This window comes from Mesorhizobium sp. LNJC391B00 (genome assembly GCF_000502535.1).
In the GTDB taxonomy this organism is placed as follows: Bacteria; Pseudomonadota; Alphaproteobacteria; order Rhizobiales; family Rhizobiaceae; genus Mesorhizobium.
In genome coordinates, this window is sequence record NZ_AYWI01000004.1 from 32,628 (window position 1) to 47,997 (window position 15,370).

Annotated in this window: 16 protein-coding genes; 12 read left to right on the forward strand and 4 right to left on the reverse strand. The window is 64.5% G+C overall.

Going from position 1 to position 15,370, the window contains the following annotated elements:
• Nucleotides 1–218 precede the first annotated feature (218 nt).
• Nucleotides 219–677: a GNAT family N-acetyltransferase gene (locus tag X750_RS153615; RefSeq protein WP_023747290.1), complete on the forward strand. Its 459-nt coding sequence runs from the start codon at nt 219–221 to the stop codon at nt 675–677.
• Here X750_RS153615 and X750_RS153610 read toward each other — a convergent pair.
• Nucleotides 674–1,111, reverse strand: a complete 438-nt coding sequence (locus tag X750_RS153610) for an Lrp/AsnC family transcriptional regulator (protein WP_023747291.1) — start codon at nt 1,109–1,111, stop codon at nt 674–676. The two genes, X750_RS153615 and X750_RS153610, sit on opposite strands and share 4 nt — an antisense overlap.
• A gap of 128 nt (nt 1,112–1,239) precedes the next feature.
• Between X750_RS153610 and X750_RS153605 the strand changes: the two genes are divergently transcribed.
• The 3 genes from X750_RS153605 (at nt 1,240) to X750_RS153595 (ending at nt 4,058) form a co-directional block, all read left to right on the forward strand.
• A complete protein-coding gene (locus tag X750_RS153605) occupies nt 1,240–2,157 on the forward strand; it encodes a DMT family transporter (RefSeq protein ID WP_023684172.1) in 918 nt (305 codons plus the stop codon).
• A gap of 142 nt (nt 2,158–2,299) precedes the next feature.
• The gene (locus X750_RS153600; RefSeq protein ID WP_023747292.1) at nt 2,300–2,947 is read left to right on the forward strand and encodes a thiamine phosphate synthase; all 648 of its coding nucleotides are present in this window, start codon (nt 2,300–2,302) and stop codon (nt 2,945–2,947) included.
• Between the two features lie 46 nt (nt 2,948–2,993).
• On the forward strand, nt 2,994–4,058 hold the full coding sequence (locus X750_RS153595; protein ID WP_196814895.1) for a tetratricopeptide repeat protein: 1,065 nt from the start codon (nt 2,994–2,996) through the stop codon (nt 4,056–4,058).
• Nucleotides 4,059–4,067: 9 nt separating this feature from the next.
• Here the strand turns inward: X750_RS153595 and X750_RS153590 are convergent, their stop codons facing one another.
• Nucleotides 4,068–5,084, reverse strand: a complete 1,017-nt coding sequence (locus X750_RS153590) for an NAD(P)-dependent alcohol dehydrogenase (protein WP_023742241.1) — start codon at nt 5,082–5,084, stop codon at nt 4,068–4,070.
• Between the two features lie 80 nt (nt 5,085–5,164).
• On the opposite strand from X750_RS153590, the gene X750_RS1000000163665 reads away from it, so the two are divergent.
• The 7 genes from X750_RS1000000163665 to X750_RS153560 all read left to right on the forward strand — a co-directional run bounded on the left by X750_RS1000000163665 (nt 5,165) and on the right by X750_RS153560 (nt 11,303).
• Nucleotides 5,165–6,049 carry a LysR family transcriptional regulator gene (locus X750_RS1000000163665; RefSeq protein ID WP_023747294.1) on the forward strand — a complete coding sequence of 295 codons (885 nt, stop codon included), beginning with the start codon at nt 5,165–5,167 and terminating at the stop codon, nt 6,047–6,049.
• A 141-nt stretch (nt 6,050–6,190) separates the two neighbouring features.
• The gene (gene efp / locus X750_RS153585) at nt 6,191–6,757 is read left to right on the forward strand and encodes an elongation factor P (RefSeq protein WP_023668757.1); all 567 of its coding nucleotides are present in this window, start codon (nt 6,191–6,193) and stop codon (nt 6,755–6,757) included.
• 22 nt (nt 6,758–6,779) lie between these two features.
• Complete coding sequence (locus X750_RS153580; protein WP_023684166.1) at nt 6,780–7,580, forward strand: inositol monophosphatase family protein; 801 nt, start codon at nt 6,780–6,782, stop codon at nt 7,578–7,580.
• Nucleotides 7,581–7,786: 206 nt separating this feature from the next.
• Nucleotides 7,787–8,407, forward strand: coding sequence for a hemolysin III family protein (locus X750_RS153575; protein WP_023694587.1), 621 nt, complete (start codon nt 7,787–7,789; stop codon nt 8,405–8,407).
• Between the two features lie 179 nt (nt 8,408–8,586).
• Nucleotides 8,587–9,612 (forward strand): MotA/TolQ/ExbB proton channel family protein, encoded by a 1,026-nt coding sequence (locus X750_RS153570; protein ID WP_023668754.1) that lies wholly within the window; start codon nt 8,587–8,589, stop codon nt 9,610–9,612.
• Between the two features lies 1 nt (nt 9,613).
• A complete protein-coding gene (locus tag X750_RS153565) occupies nt 9,614–10,645 on the forward strand; it encodes a peptidoglycan -binding protein (RefSeq protein WP_023747295.1) in 1,032 nt (343 codons plus the stop codon).
• A gap of 232 nt (nt 10,646–10,877) precedes the next feature.
• Nucleotides 10,878–11,303: a hypothetical protein gene (locus tag X750_RS153560; RefSeq protein ID WP_023747296.1), complete on the forward strand. Its 426-nt coding sequence runs from the start codon at nt 10,878–10,880 to the stop codon at nt 11,301–11,303.
• A gap of 78 nt (nt 11,304–11,381) precedes the next feature.
• Here X750_RS153560 and X750_RS153555 read toward each other — a convergent pair whose 3' ends face one another.
• The gene (locus X750_RS153555) at nt 11,382–11,735 is read right to left on the reverse strand and encodes a DUF1304 domain-containing protein (RefSeq protein ID WP_023728634.1); all 354 of its coding nucleotides are present in this window, start codon (nt 11,733–11,735) and stop codon (nt 11,382–11,384) included.
• 146 nt (nt 11,736–11,881) lie between these two features.
• Here X750_RS153555 and X750_RS153550 point away from each other — a divergent pair, with 146 nt between their 5' ends.
• Complete coding sequence (locus tag X750_RS153550) at nt 11,882–13,369, forward strand: carboxypeptidase M32 (RefSeq protein WP_023747297.1); 1,488 nt, start codon at nt 11,882–11,884, stop codon at nt 13,367–13,369.
• A gap of 10 nt (nt 13,370–13,379) precedes the next feature.
• Here X750_RS153550 and X750_RS153545 read toward each other — a convergent pair whose 3' ends face one another.
• On the reverse strand, nt 13,380–15,182 hold the full coding sequence (locus tag X750_RS153545) for an ABC transporter transmembrane domain-containing protein (RefSeq protein ID WP_023747298.1): 1,803 nt from the start codon (nt 15,180–15,182) through the stop codon (nt 13,380–13,382).
• Nucleotides 15,183–15,370 lie beyond the last annotated feature (188 nt).

Here is a 15,370-nt window from a genome sequence, read left to right on the forward strand (position 1 = left end):
GATTGCCCTGCAATAGCCCAGAAACCCTTGCGCCGCGACCGGGAAAATGCCGGCCGTGTCGATCAACTGTGCGTAAAGCGACGGTTCCGGATTTACGGCAAGATCGCCGCCGATGCATAAAGGCGCCGTCCGATGCATCAGGTTTTGACCCCAGGTTTTGGCCCCAGGTTTTGACCCCAGGTTTTTGACCCCAGGTTTTTGACCCCAGGTTTTTGACAATGAGCGAACCCCACATCCGCCGCGCCGAAGCGGCCGACCTGCCTGCCATCGTAGCCATGCTCGCCGACGATCCGCTTGGCCTCAGCCGCGAGGATGCGACCGAGCCACTCGCCAAGGCCTATCGCGACGCCTTTGCCGCCATCGACGCCGACCCCAACCAGTTTCTTGCCGTGATGACGGATAGCGGCCGCGTCATCGGCACGTTGCAGATCAGCTATCTCGCCGGGCTGTCGCTGCAGGGCGCCTTGCGCGGCCAGATCGAGGCTCTGCGCGTCGTCGCAGACCGCCGCGGCGAACGGCTGGGACAGCGTCTGCTGGAATGGGCGATCGAACAGTGCCGTGAACGCGGCTGCAAGATTATCCAGCTGACCACCAACAAGAGCCGCCAGGACGCGCATCGCTTCTATGACCGGCTCGGCTTCAAGGCCAGCCACATCGGTTACAAATTGGAGCTTTAGTTCAGTGGCGGCGGACGGCGCCGGATCGGCTGCGCCTTGATGATGGCGGTGCTGGTCTCCGCCTTGTCGGCGATGCGGTCGAGAAGCTTGTCGAGCTCGCCGATGGAGCGCACGTAGAGCCGGGCCACGAAACAGTCGTCGCCGGTGACCTTGTCGCATTCGCCGAATTCCGGGATCTCCTCGATCAGCTTCTGCACGATGTGCAGCTTGCCCGGCAGTGGCCGCACCCGCACGATCGCCTGCAGCGGAAACCCCAGCGCCTCCGGCTCGATCTCGATGGTGAAGGCGCGGATGACGCCGCGTTCCTCGAGCCGCCGCAGCCGTTCCGAGACGCTCGGCGACGACAGCCCGACCTGCTGCGCCAGATCCTTCAACGAAGTCCGCGAATCCAGGATCAGGATGTCGAGAAGCTTTCTGTCCAACTCGTCCAGCATTTCATCTCCTAGCAAAAGGGCAGCGCGCGCCTTATTAAATAAGGTGTTGTGCGCTTATCACCTTTCATAAGGCATATAAACCCTCAAGGCGGCATGAGATTATGGCCTCAACAGATAGAGGTATTGTCATGGACAACACGGTACGCGGCACGATCGAGATGACGGCGGCGATGACGATCGTCGGCACGATCGGCTGGTTTGTCGTCATGTCGGGCCAGCCCGTCATGGACGTGGTGTTCTGGCGCTGCGCTTTCGGAGCGGTGGCGCTGCTGATCACCTGCGCGGCACTCGGGCTGCTGCGCGGCAGGCTGACGCTGCGCATTGTTGCCATCGCCGCTCTTGGCGGCGCGGCCATTGTCATCAACTGGCTGTTGCTGTTCAGCGCCTTCTCCCGCGCCTCGATCTCGATTGCCACGGCGGTCTACAACACGCAGCCCTTCATGCTGGTCGGCTTCGGCGCGCTGTTCTTCGGCGAGCGGCTGACCCTGGCCAAGCTGACCTGGCTCGGCATCGCCTTCGCCGGCATGCTGCTGATCGTGCAGACAGGGCCCGATGCGGGTGTCGGTTCCGGCATAACCGGCACAGATTATGTCATCGGCATCGTCATGGCGCTCGGAGCGGCCTTCTTCTGGGCTGTCGCGGCAATCGTCGCCAAGAAGCTCAAGGGCACCCCGCCGCATCTGATCGCGCTGATCCAGGTCTGCGTCGGCGTCGTCATGCTGGCGCCCTTCGCCAACCTCTCGCATTTGCCCGCAGATGCCTGGAGCTGGGCCATGCTGGCCACGCTTGGCGTCGTTCACACGGGCCTGGTGTACATATTGATGTACGCCGCCATCCAGAAACTGCCGACGCATCTGCAGGGGTCGCTGTCCTTCATCTATCCTGTCGTGGCGATCCTGGTCGATGTCATGGCTTTCGGCCACCGGCTGCATCCGGCCCAGCTCGTCGGCGCCGCCGCGATCCTGGTCGCCGCCGCCGGCATGAACCTCGGCTGGACTTTGTGGAAAGCCAAACCAACGGTCGAAAGCCCGCAAGCCGTCAAATGAGCGGCAGAGCGTCTTCTTGCGGGCTATCGTAAACCAAAGCCATCTCATCGATCCCCGCCCGCCTGTTCAAGGCGGGCGCTTTGTTCTATGCCGCAATGCAACCATCTTCGCCCGGCATAGGCGAAACCCGGGATCGAAAGCCATGAACGACGCAACACCCCCCAACCGCTGCCGCATCGTGCTGATCGCACCCAAGGACGCTCCGGCGCAGCGCATTGCGGCTGCCTTCGACGGCGGTGATATCGCTTCCCTGATCCTGCCTGAGAACGGCATGGACGAGGCTGCCTTCCAGGCCTTCGCAGAACAGATCGTACCGGCCGCGCAAGCGGCCGGCATCGCCGTCGTCATCGCCGGCGATACCCGCATTGCCGGCCGTGTCCAGGCCGACGGCATTCATGTCGAGGTTTCCAAGGACGCGCTCGCCGAGACCATCGAACACTTCCAGGGCAAGATGATGGTCGGCGCCGGCGGCGCCAAGACGCGCGACGACGCGCTGGAACTCGGCGAAACCAGGCCCGACTACATCTTCTTCGGCCGCTTCGGCTACGACAACAAGCCGGAACCGCATCCGCGCAACCTGTCGCTCGGGCAATGGTGGGCGGACGTGATTGAGATCCCTTGCGTCGTCATGGCCGGTTCCGCCATCGCTTCGGTAGAAGCGGTGGCCGCCACTGGCGCCGAGTTCGTGGCGCTGTCCAGCGCCGTCTTGGCCGAAGGCGCCGATCCGAAGGCGGCGATTGCCGCCGCCAATGCGCTGCTCGACCAAACCGCGCCGCGCTTCGAGGGCTGACGTGCGCCGACCTGGACTTCCTCTCGCGGTTCTCGTTGCGGCCTTGATGAGCGGGGCAGCGATCGCGGCGGAAACCGTTCCGCTGCCGCAGCCGAGGCCGGACACCAGCGCGCCCGCCCTCAGCGTGCCGGATGCGGTCGCCCCCGATACGGGTGCCCCGAAAGCCGGTGCCACGGATTCCGGCGTCCATATCGAAAAGCCGATCGACACCCCGCTGCCGCAGCCCGCGACAACCGCGCCGCTGCCGTCGGCCGACGCGATCAACCCAGAGCGTTTCGGCGCCAAGCCGGCGGACCCCGCCTATGGCGCTTTCCAGCGCGGTCTTTACAAGACCGCCTACAATCTGGCGCTGGTGCGGGCCAAGAATGGCGACCCGGCGGCGCAAACGCTGGTGGCCGAGATCCTGTCGCGCGGGTTGGGCGTGCCGCTCAACCCAGCGGAAGCCGCCAAATGGTATGCGCAGGCCGCCGAGCAGGGGATTCCTGAATCGCAGTTCCAGTATGCGCTGATGCTGCTCGACGGCCGCTACGTCAAGAAGGACGAGAAGGGAGCTTATGCGTTGATGCAGGCCGCCGCCGAGGCCGGCAACCGGCTGGCGCAGTTCAACTTCGCGCAATTGCTCGTGCAGCAGGATCCGGGCGATGCCGGCATCGCCAGGGCTGTGCCTTATTATGAGCGTGCCGCGGCGACAGGGCTTGCCGACGCCCAGTATGCGATGGCGCAGGTTTATGCCAATGGCGTCGGCGGCAAAACCCGCGACGATGCAAAGGCCCGCAGCTTGCTGGCACAGGCTGCCAGGCAGAACTACGACACCGCGCAGATCGATCTTGCCGCCTGGATGATCGAGGGCCGGGGCGGTGTTCGCGACCTGAAATCCGGCTTCAACTGGATGAAGCAGGCAGCTGAAGGCGGCAATGTCGCTGCCCAGAACCGGTTGGCAAAGCTCTATATGGGCGGCATCGGAACCGACCCCGACCTGATCCTGGCCGGGGCCTGGTATGTGGTCGCCCGCCGCGCCGGCCTTATCGATCCGGAGATGGACGATTTCCTGCAAGGGCTGACCGACGATCAGACAAAGCAAGCCTTGCAGAAGGCCAACCGCCTGCCCTGACACGCAACGTCACTGTGTATGATCCAGCACGACCTTGCCGAAGGGAGAGCCGTGTTCGAGATGGCGAAAGGCCTGCGCTGCCTCTGCCCATGGGAAGACCCGGTCGATCACCGGCCGCAGCCGATTGACGGCGAGCGCCCGGTTCATCGCTTCGAAGGACTCGCGCGAGCCGACCGGTATGCCGCGTGCTTTCACCTGGCGTCGGAAGATGTCGAGCGGATTGATCACCCCTTCGCTGCCGCCGAGATAGCCGATGACGTTGATCTGGGCGCCGCGCGCCGACGCCTTGAGCGACTGCGCGAAACTCTGGGGACCACCGACTTCGATGATGTGGTCCGCGCCGCGGCCATCGGTCAGCGCCAGCACGGCCGACGACCAGTCCGGATTGTCGCGGTAGTTGATGCCGTGATGCGCGCCAAGCCCCTTCGCCCGGGCAAGCTTCTCATCGCTGCTCGACGTAACAATGACGCGCGCGCCGGCCGCCCTTGCCAACTGCACGGCAAACAGCGACACGCCGCCGGTGCCGAGGCTGAGCACGGTTTCGCCTGGCTTGAGCTTGCCCTCGGTGAACAACGCATGCCAGGCAGTGACCGCGGCGCAAGGCAACGTCGCCGCCTCGACATCGCTGAGCTGCGCCGGGGCGATGACCGCCGCCTGTTCGTCCAGCCGGGCGAATTCGCTTAGCAGCCCATCGATGGGGCCACCGCGCTGGTATGAGGGTTCGGCCATGGCGAAGCTGCCGCCGACCCATCGCTGCCAGAACGTGCCGCAGACCCGGTCGCCGACCTTGAAGCGGCTGACCTCGGAGCCAACCGCAACGACCTCGCCGACGCCGTCGGAAAGCGGCACCAGCGGCAAGGGGAATGTCGTGTGATAGCTGCCGCGCGCGATCTCGACATCGCGGTAGTTGAGCGCCGTCGCCTTGACGCGGACGATCATCTCCTGACGGCCGGGTTCCGGCGTTGGCCGTTCGACCATCATGAGATTGTCGATGCCGCCTGGGCTCTGCAGTTCGATTGCCTTCATTGTCATTGTCCTTCCGTTTGAAAGGAAAATCGCTTGCCAGGCGGTGGATTTCAAATTCATAATGTTCAGAATGATTATGCTTGCAAAACATCGTTCTGACTATGCTTGAGGAATTGCGCACGCTCGCCCTGTTTGCCGAGGAGGGCTCGATCCAGAAGGTCGCCCGGCGCCTGCCGCTGACGCAGCCGGCTGTGACCCGGCAAATCCAGCGGCTGGAGGACATGCTTGGCACGACGCTGCTCGACCGCCGGCAAAAGCCGCCGCGACTGACGCCGACGGGGCTGGGAGTGCTGGCGCGCGGACGCGATATCATCGCTTCCGTAGAAGCGCTGAAATCCTTCGCCGGAAAGACCGAGCCGGAAGGTCTGTTCCGCCTTGGCCTCGCTCATGGCCTCTCGGACCGCGACATCGCCGGGGCCATCGCCAACGCCGCGGCGGCGTTCCCGAAAGTGTCGCTACGGCTCAAGACCGGCTGGAGCGCCGAACTGATCGATCAATTCGAACGCGGCGAGCTCGATGTGACGATTGTTCTGCGATCGTCGGACAAGCCAGGTCCGGAAGCGCTTGGCACTGAACGTCTTGGCGTCATAGCTGCGTCCACCGTCGCCGATCCGGAAGACGGTGGCCGGACACCCATGCCGTGGGTGCTTAGTCCGGCACCTTGCGACGCGCGCCAGAAGCTCACGTCCGTTCTGGTCGGCGGAAGGCGTTATTTCGAGATCGCGGCGGAGATACAGGATCCGGCCTTGCAGATGGAATGGGTCCGTCGGGGGCACGGCCTTGGGCTAGTGCCGTTGCGTCTTGCAAGGCGCGGACTTCCCGACGGCCTCATGCTGGTCAACACGGAAGATGTCGACCTTTCCTTGCAGGTCGCCGCACTTCGTTCGCCTCATCTCAACCGGCAGACTGAGGCTGCGGACGCCATCGTCGAGGCCGTCGGCAAAGTCATTGCGGCCCAGGTTTGAGGCTACCAGCCCTTGTCGGGCGATCTGGCATCCCTTGCCTCTCCTGCCGATTTGTGGTCTTGGGAGCCCGAAATCGCTTATCCAGCGACCATCCTCATATCAACGGCCAAGCCGTTGCTAGCATCCCGGATCAATCTCATCATGGCCAAGATCAATGGCAACGAAATCCGTCCCGGCTATGTCATCGAGCACGATGGCGGCCTTTGGGTGGCGGTCAGGACCAACACCGTCAAGCCCGGCAAAGGCGGCGCCTACAACCAGGTCGAACTTAAGAACCTGATCAACGGCACCAAGCTCAACGAGCGCTTCCGCTCAGCGGAGACCGTCGAGCAGATCCGGCTCGATCTGAAGGATTTTTCCTTCCTCTACGCCCAGGACGACGCGCTGGTGTTCATGGACACGCAGAGCTACGAGCAGCTCGAGCTGGCGAAGGATTTCGTCGGCGACCGCGCCGCCTTCCTGCAGGACGGCATGATGGTGACGGTCCAGCTCTATGAGGACAGGCCGATCGGCATTTCGCTGCCCGACCAGGTGACGCTGACCATCACCGAGGCCGACCCGGTGGTGAAGGGCCAGACGGCCGCGTCCTCGTACAAGCCGGCGGTGCTGGAAAACGGCATCCGCGTGCTGGTGCCGCCATTCATCGGCGCCGGCGAACGCATCGTCGTCGACACCAACGAACTCACCTACATGCGCCGCGCAGACTGACGCGTAGGCAGGAACAGATACGATGGCACGCTCCGCACTTCTCAATGTCATGGTCCAGGCCGCCATGAAGGCCGGCCGCTCGCTGTCGCGCGACTTCGGCGAGGTGCAGAACCTGCAGGTGTCGATGAAGGGACCGGGCGACTATGTCAGCCAAGCCGACCGCAAGGCCGAGGACATCCTGTTTGCCGAACTGTCGAAGGCGCGGCCGGGCTATGCCTTCCTGATGGAAGAGCGCGGCATGATCGCAGGGGACGACGACCAGCACCGTTGGATCGTCGACCCGCTCGACGGCACCACCAATTTCCTGCACGGCATTCCGATCTTTTCCATCTCGATCGCGCTGGAGCGACAGGGCCAGTTGGTCGCCGCCGTCATCTACAATCCGGCAATGGATGAGCTCTACACCGCCGAGCGCGGCGGCGGCGCCTTCATGAACGATCGCCGGCTGCGCGTTGCCGGCCGCAGCAAGCTCACCGACTGCGTCATCGGCTGCGGCGTGCCGCATCTCGGCCGCGGCCAGCACGGCAATTTCCTCGTCGAGTTGCGCAATGTGATGGCCGAGGTCTCGGGCGTGCGCCGCCTGGGTTCCGCGGCGCTCGATCTCGCTTATGTCGCGGCCGGCCGCATGGACGGCTTTTGGGAAACCGGCCTGTCGGCCTGGGACATTGCCGCCGGCCTGCTGCTGATCCGCGAGGCCGGTGGCTTCGTCTCCGACATGGATGGAGGCCAGGATATGCTCGAGGCGGGTTCGCTCGTCGCCGGCAACGAGGTCATCCAGCGCGCGCTGCTCAAGGCGGTGAAGAAGCCGCTTTCGGCGCGCTGATCACTTGGCATGCCGGCGCGGCGTGCTGAAGCGCCGCGGTCGCAAAACCGCAATCAAAGCTTGAAATACTGCCCGGCGGCCGCCCAGATAAGGGTGACGCAGGATTTTTTATGACGAGCATACCTTCACTATCCTCGCGAGAAGCGCAGCCAGACCAGCCAGTTGAAATCCCTTATGTCGGGCGTTGGCACTACTCGCGTGCGGAGATGATCGCCGATGGCATCGTCCATGCGGTCGGCATCGTGCTGGCGATAGCAGCCGGCTCGGCCTTGCTGGCACTGGCCGCCTTCCATGCCGGTCCCGGCGAATACATCGCCGCCGCCTTCTTTGTGGTGTCGCTGCTGACTGTGCTGTCGATTTCGCTGACCTACAATCTGTGGCCGGTGACGTCGCCGGCGAAGTGGATCTTGCGGCGCTTCGATCATGCGGCGATCTACCTCCTGATCGCCGCGACCTACACGCCCTTTCTGGCCCAGCTCGACGGCTCGCCGCTGGCGCTGCCGATGATTGTCCTTGTCTGGACCGCTGCTTTGACCGGCATTGCCATGAAAGTGTTCCTGCCCGGCCGCTTCGACCGTCTGGCCATTGTCTTCTATCTCGCCATCGGCTGGAGCGGCGTCGTCCTGGTCAAGCCGCTGGTGGCGACGTTGCCGACGACTTCGATCGCGCTGATTGTCGCCGGCGGCATCGTGTACTCCTGCGGCGTCATCTTCTTCGCCTGGAAACGCCTGCGCTTTCACAATGCCCTCTGGCACGGCTTTGTCGTCACCGGCGCCGGGCTGCATCTTGCCGCCATGGTCGACTGCCTGGTCGTCAACCGCCTCTGAACGGCGTGGTGCGGCCCGACAGTCGGGCAATATTGCCAAGCGCCATTCAATTTGGTCACAATTCCGTTTAGAGTCGCGAATTACGTGATCGGCGGCACTGGAGCAGTTCCAGGGAAGTATGAGCGGCTTCCCGTTCGGAATTGCGTCAAGGCAAATAGAGCATCGGAAACGGGGCACGGATGGCTTTTCTCAGATCCTTCGGCGTGGGCAGGCGTTCTGATGTCCTGATGTACGATCCGCACAAACTGTCGAGCCCGCAGGTCTTCCTCCTGACCATGGTCATCTTCCTGGTCATCGTCGCCTTCATCGCCGCCATCCTCACCCGCCAGATCTCGACCGCTTTCGGGAGCAATCCCGGCCTCAATGGCCTCATCGTCGGCGTCCTTGTGGTCGGCATCCTGCTCGCCTTCGCCCAGGTCGGACGACTGTTTCGCGAAGTGCGCTGGGTCAATTCCTTCCGCGCCGGTTCCGAAACCACCGAGCCGGTGCTGCTGGCGCCGATGAAGGCAATGATCGGCCGCTCCTCGACGGTCGCCTTCTCGACGTCTTCGATGCGCACCATGCTGGATTCGATCGCCACCCGCCTCGACGAAAGCCGCGACACCTCGCGCTATCTCGTCGGGTTGCTGGTGTTCCTCGGTCTGCTCGGCACCTTCTGGGGCCTGCTCAACACCATCGGCTCGATCCGCGAAACCATCGAATCGCTCGATCCCGGCACCGGCGACGCCGCCGCCGTGCTCGATTCGCTGAAGCAGGGGCTGTCGGCGCCGCTGGCCGGCATGGGCACGGCCTTTTCGTCCTCGCTGTTCGGTCTTTCCGGGTCGCTGGTGCTAGGCTTCCTCGACCTGCAGGCCGGCCGCGCCCAGACCCGATTCTATACCGAGCTTGAAAACTGGCTGTCCTCGGTCACCGATCTCTCCTCCGACATCGCCGTCGCCGACCCGGCCAAGACTGAATCCTCCGACGAGATCCGGGTCCTGTCGGAACGGCTGCGCAGCATGCAGGAAAGCGGCGGCGGCTCCAATCCGCGCGTCGCCACCGCCATGGCCAATCTCGCCGACGGCATTTCCGGCCTGGTCAAGAACATGCGCTCCGAGCAGCAGATCATGCGCGACTGGGTCGAGGCCCAGTCGGACGAGCAGAAGGCGATGCGCAACACGCTGGAAAAGATCGCCGACGCGCTGAAGAAACCCGGGGTCCACTAGCATGGCTCTCGCCAGGGGCCGGCGCACCGATCGCCGGATCGACTATTGGCCGGGCTTCGTCGACGCGCTGTCGACGCTGCTGCTCGCCATCATGTTCCTGCTTACCGTTTTCGTGCTGGCGCAGTTCCTGCTCGGCCGCGAACTCTCCGGCAAGGATACGGCGCTCACGCGCCTCAACTCGCAGATCAACGAACTGACGCAGCTGCTGGCGCTGGAGCGTTCGACCGCGCAGGACAAGGACGATTCGCTGGCCAATCTGCAGGCGTCGCTGTCGGCGGCGGAAGCAGAAAGGAGCCGGCTCGAGCAGTTGCTGGCGCAAGGCGCCGGCGCCGGCGACGCCGCCAACCAGCGCGCCGCGGAGCTCGGCGGCGAACTCGACAGCCAGCGCCAGATCAGCCAGCAGGCGCTGAGCCAGGTCGAGATCCTGAACCAGCAGATCGCGGCACTGCGCAAGCAGATCGGCGCGCTCGAGGACGCCCTCAACGTGTCCGAAACGCGCGACCGCGATTCCAACACCAAGATCGCCGATCTCGGCCGTCGGCTCAACGTCGCGCTGGCGCAGCGCGTGCAGGAACTGAACCGGTACCGCTCCGACTTCTTCGGCCGCCTGCGCGAAATCCTCGCCGATCGCGAGAACATCCGCATCGTCGGCGACCGCTTCGTCTTCCAGTCGGAAGTTCTGTTCCCGACCGGGTCGGAAGTGATCAACGATGCCGGCAAGGTCGAGATGAAGAAGCTCGCCGATGCCATCATCGAGTTGCAAAAGGAAATCCCGCCCGAGATCAACTGGGTGCTGCGCGTCGACGGCCACACCGACAACAAGCCGCTGTCCGGCGCCGGCCGCTATCGCGACAATTGGGAATTGTCGACGGCGCGTTCGACCTCGGTGGTCAAATACCTGATCGAGAACGGCGTGCCCGCCAACCGGCTGGTTGCGGCCGGCTTCGGCGAATTCCAGCCACTCGACCCCGCCGACACCGAAGACGCCCGCAACAAGAACCGACGCATTGAACTGAAGCTCACCGAACGGTGATTTTCAGTCACGCGAAATTGTTTGCCGGCTAGGGCGCAACGCCAAGCCGGCAAGGCCTGAAAACATTATCTTTCTTTAACTACACTTCGCGTTTCCGGGCTCCTACTTTGACGCGCAGGGCCGAGAACCGCCGGCGATGCCTCCCATCGCGACGCGACGGAACCGGACGGCCCGCTTCCGGAAGGTGGAGCGAAAGCGCTTGCCCCTTCCACAGCAGGAGGAGACGCACATCATGCGCTCTTTGAAGACTCTCAGGACCGCAACCCTCACGACACTTCTGATCACTGTTCCACTCGCCGGCGCCCATGCCGCCGGACATCACAAGGGCGCCCTCGACGCCAGCGACCCGACCGACATGACCAGTCCGCGCGTGACCGGCCTGATCGAGCAGGTGCGGGGCGTCGAACAGGGCATCACGGATGCGCGCGAAACGAAGGGCATCTCGACCTCGGAAGCGCGGTGGCTGCATCTGCGTGCGGCGCATATCGGCCAGGCCGCCGAACGGGTCGCCGCTTCGGACCATGGCCGGATCCCGGCCGCGCAATATCACGATCTGCTGCGCCGCCTCGACAATGTCGATCAGAGGCTGATGTCCGACACCGGCAGCGGCTTCATGATCGGTGATGGCTCCGACGGCGGGAATTATCCGAACGGCTGAGATCCGCTCTGATATCTCCAGGAATGAGGAAGGGACTGTCTGACGCCCCCGGATCTGGCTCCGAGGGCGTCTTTTTTGTCACCAGCCCAGCCACAGCGCAGCGAGGCCCAGCACCGCCGGCACGGTCTGAATATAGAGGATCTTCCGGCTGGCAGTCGCCGCGCCATAGAGGCCGGCGACGGCGATGCAAAGCAGGAAGAACACCTTGATCTGGAATCCCGCCGCGCCGAGATAGAGGCCCCAGATCAGCCCCGCAGCAAGGAAGCCGTTGTAGAGCCCCTGATTGGCGGCGAGCACCTTCGATGCGCTGGCGAAGTCCGGCTTGAGGTTGAACGCCCTGTGCCCGCGCGGTGTGTCCCACGCCACCATCTCCAGATAGACGATAAAGAGGTGGATCAGGGCCACCAGCCCGACCAGGATATTGCCGATCATCTTAGTCTCCCCTCCATGGCGGTGTTCCACCGTCAGCCAGCATTCCACGCACCAGCTCACCGGCGCAAGCTGCATAGCCACCTTTGAGGGTTGCCAATCCTGGCGCGTTGGTATCTTTTCCCGCGGTCCAAAACGCGGAACCTGTCATGTCTTTTCAGAAGCTCGATGATCTCGGCCACAAGCTCGAAGCGCTGGAACATGCGCTCGCTATCCTCGGCGCCGACGAGGCGACCCACATGGCCGTCGGCGGCGGCGAGAAGCGCGCCGAAGCGATGTCTTCGCTTGCCGGCATGCTGCATATCAGGGCTACCGCGCCGGAGATCGCCGACTGGCTCGCCGCTGCAGAAGCTGAAGCGCTCAACGAGGAGCAGCAAGCGGCGGTTCGGGAGTTGCGCCGGCAATACACCAACCTGACCTGCCTGCCGGTCGAATTCGTCGAGCGCCAGACGGTAGCGCGCATGCGCTCGGAGCAACTCTGGCGCGACCTGCGCGCCAAGAACGACTGGGCCGGATTCCTGCCGGCGCTCGAAAGTGTCATCGCGCTGGTGCGCGAGGAAGCCGCCCTGCGCGCCGACGCGCTCGGCCTCGATCCCTACGACGCGCTGATGGAGCAATACGATCCTGGCAACCGCGCCGCCGACATCACGCCGGTCTTCACCGAGCTGAAGACATTCCTGAAGGGCTTCGTGCCGGAAGCCCTGGCCGCGCAGGAAGCGCGCCTGGCCAGGCATCCCGTGAAGCCGCTCTCCGGCAGCTATGCGATCGACCGGCAGCGCGAGCTTGGTCTCGCCATGATGGCTTCGGTCGGCTTCGACCTCACCCACGGTTCTCTGTCCGTATCGCACCATCCCTTCTGCGGCGGCGTGCCGAGCGACGTGCGCATCACCACCCGCTACAAAACGTCCGATTTCCTGTCGGCTTTGATGGGCGTGCTGCACGAGACCGGCCACGCGCTCTACGAGCAGAACCTGCCGAAGGCCTGGGCGCACTGGCCGCTGGGCAAGGCGCGCGGCATGGCGGTGCATGAAAGCCAGAGCCTGTTCGTCGAAAAGCAGATCGGCCGCAACCCCGAATTCTGGCGCTGGGCGCTGCCGGTGGTGGAAAAGCATCTCGGCGAGGCCTGGTCGCTGGACGACATCCTGCTGCATGTGCACCGGGTCGAGCGCGGCCTGATCCGCGTCGACGCCGACGAGGTAACCTACCCGCTGCATGTCATCCTGCGCTACGAGTTGGAGCAGGAGCTGGTCTCGGGGCGGCTGCAGGCGGCCGACCTGCCCGAAGCCTGGGACGCCAAGATGCGGGAGTATCTTGGCCTTTCGACCATCGACAATCCAGCCGACGGACCGATGCAGGACGTGCATTGGCCGGGCGCCGCCTTCGGCTATTTCCCGTCCTATACGCTGGGCGCCATGATGGCGGCGCAGCAATGGGCTGCGCTGACGCGCGACCATCCTTCAGCCGACAGCGATCTCGCCAAGGGCAATTTCGCCGCCATCAATGACTGGCGCCGCGACAAGATCTGGTCGCAGGGTTCGCGCTGGTCGACGCCCGAACTGCTTGAGCGCGCCACCGGCGAAAAGCTCAACGCCGCGTATTTCACCGAGCATGTCCGCAAGCGGTATGGTCCCGCCTGATTGCGGGTTGCTACTCCGCGGCACCCCTGAAGGCGCTTGCTCCGGTTTCGAACTGCAGCTTGGCCAGCCTTGCATAGATTCCGCCCTTGGCGACCAGGCTCTGGTGCGTGCCTTCCTCGACGATGCGGCCGCCATCCATGACCAGGATGCGGTCGGCCTTCAGCACGGTCGCCAGCCGGTGGGCGATGACGATGGTGGTGCGGCCCTGCATCAGCCGTTCCAGCGCGGTCTGCACCAGCGTTTCGCTTTCGGCGTCGAGCGCCGACGTGGCTTCGTCGAGCAGCAGGATCGGCGCGTCGCGCAGGATGGCGCGGGCGATCGCCACGCGCTGGCGTTGGCCGCCGGACAAGGTGACGCCGCGCTCGCCGACCTGGCTATCGTAGCCCTTGTCGAGCCTGAGGATGAATTCGTCGGCCAGCGCTGCCCTGGCGGCGGCCTCGATCTCGGCATTCGTCGCGCCCGGCCGGCCAAAGCCGATATTGTCGCGCGCGCTTGCCGCAAAGATGGTGACATCCTGCGGCACGATGGCAATGCGCTCCCGCACTTCAGCCGGATCGGCTTTGCGCACGTCGACACCGTCAATGGCGATGCGGCCGGTTTCGGGATCGTAGAAGCGCAGGATCAGCGAAAAGACGGTGCTCTTTCCGGCGCCCGACGGGCCGACGATCGCCACCGTCTCGCCGGGCTTGACCTGAAAACTCAAGCCGTGGACGGCGGCACGGTCCGGCCTTGCCGGGTAGGAGAAGGAGACGTCGTCGAAACTGATCGCGCCTGTCGCCTTGGCGGGCAGCGGCAGCGGATTGGCCGGCGGTTGAATCGCCGGCGTCTCGTCGAGTATCTCGGTCAGCCTTTCGGCCGCACCCGCCGCCTGGGCAAGCTCGCCCCAGACTTCCGACAGTGCGCCCAGCGCGCCTGCGGCAAACACGGAGTAAAGCAGGAACTGGCCGAGCGTGCCGGGCGACATCGTGCCGGCAAGCACGTCACGCGAGCCGAACCACAACACCGCCACGACCGAGGAAAAGATCATGAAGATGGCAAAGAAGGTGAGCAGCGAGCGGGAGAAGATCGACGAGCGCGCCGCCTGGAAGGCGGCTTCCACCGCGGCCGAGAACCGCCCGGTGACCAGCGTCTCGTTGGTGAACGCCTGCAGCGTGCGCACCGCGCCGATCTGCTCGCTGGCATAGGCGGTCGCTTGCGCCAGCGTATCCTGCGCCTGCCGTGACCGGCGCCTCACCGAACGGCCGAACGCGACCAGCGGCAGCACGATGAGCGGAATGGCCGCGATCACCAGGCCCGACAGTTTCGGGCTGGTGACGACCATCATCGCCACCGCGCCAAGGCCGAGGATGACGTTGCGCAACGCCACGGAGGCGGTGGCGCCGACGGCGGATTTCACCTGCGTGGTGTCGGCGGCAAGCCGCGAGACGATCTCGCCCGACTGGGCGGTGTCGAAGAAGGACGGCGAAAGCGTCGTGACATGCGAAAACACGTCGCTGCGGATGTCGGCAACGACCCGCTCGCCGAGCGTGATGACGAAGTAGTAGCGTCCGGCCGACGCCGCCGCCAGAATGGCTGCCATCGCAACCAAAGCGGCGAAATACTCGGCGATGAAGACGGTGCCGGAAGCACTGAAACCGTGGTCGATCATGCGCCGCACGGCCAGCGGCAGCGCCAGCGTCGTCGCTGCGGCGATGGCGAGCGAAATGAGGGCGCCTATGACCAGTTTGCGGTAGCGGAATATGTAGGGATATAGGCGCCTGAGCGGCCCGAGCGAGCGCCTGCGCCCGTCTTGCTCGCCGCTGATGTCCGCCATGACCGTTTCCTCTGGCCGCTCCAGGTGGGCGCGTTCAATATGCGCCTGCCGTGGCCTTGTGATTCAATTCCGGCTGATGTATAGGCTCGCCGACCGTTTTAGAAGCCGTGGCTTTTCAATAGCTGCGGCTTCGAGTTTTAAAAAGGGGCGCATCGACGCAGGCCGCGGGCCCGTCTGTAGCGCCGCAA

Bases quoted from the DNA above. Each gene is read 5' to 3' on its own strand.
- X750_RS153600 (WP_023747292.1), top strand. From the start codon at position 2,300: ATGAACGACGCAACACCCCCCAACCGCTGCCGCATCGTGCTGATCGCA.
- X750_RS153575 (WP_023694587.1), top strand. From the start codon at position 7,787: ATGATCGCCGATGGCATCGTCCATGCGGTCGGCATCGTGCTGGCGATA.
- X750_RS153605 (WP_023684172.1), top strand. From the start codon at position 1,240: ATGGACAACACGGTACGCGGCACGATCGAGATGACGGCGGCGATGACG.
- X750_RS153550 (WP_023747297.1), top strand. From the start codon at position 11,882: ATGTCTTTTCAGAAGCTCGATGATCTCGGCCACAAGCTCGAAGCGCTG.
- X750_RS153580 (WP_023684166.1), top strand. From the start codon at position 6,780: ATGGCACGCTCCGCACTTCTCAATGTCATGGTCCAGGCCGCCATGAAG.
- X750_RS153545 (WP_023747298.1), bottom strand. From the start codon at position 15,182: ATGGCGGACATCAGCGGCGAGCAAGACGGGCGCAGGCGCTCGCTCGGG.
- X750_RS153610 (WP_023747291.1), bottom strand. From the start codon at position 1,111: ATGCTGGACGAGTTGGACAGAAAGCTTCTCGACATCCTGATCCTGGAT.
- X750_RS153570 (WP_023668754.1), top strand. From the start codon at position 8,587: ATGGCTTTTCTCAGATCCTTCGGCGTGGGCAGGCGTTCTGATGTCCTG.
- X750_RS153595 (WP_196814895.1), top strand. From the start codon at position 2,994: ATGAGCGGGGCAGCGATCGCGGCGGAAACCGTTCCGCTGCCGCAGCCG.
- X750_RS153565 (WP_023747295.1), top strand. From the start codon at position 9,614: ATGGCTCTCGCCAGGGGCCGGCGCACCGATCGCCGGATCGACTATTGG.
- efp (WP_023668757.1), top strand. From the start codon at position 6,191: ATGGCCAAGATCAATGGCAACGAAATCCGTCCCGGCTATGTCATCGAG.
- X750_RS153555 (WP_023728634.1), bottom strand. From the start codon at position 11,735: ATGATCGGCAATATCCTGGTCGGGCTGGTGGCCCTGATCCACCTCTTT.
- X750_RS153590 (WP_023742241.1), bottom strand. From the start codon at position 5,084: ATGAAGGCAATCGAACTGCAGAGCCCAGGCGGCATCGACAATCTCATG.
- X750_RS153615 (WP_023747290.1), top strand. From the start codon at position 219: ATGAGCGAACCCCACATCCGCCGCGCCGAAGCGGCCGACCTGCCTGCC.
- X750_RS153560 (WP_023747296.1), top strand. From the start codon at position 10,878: ATGCGCTCTTTGAAGACTCTCAGGACCGCAACCCTCACGACACTTCTG.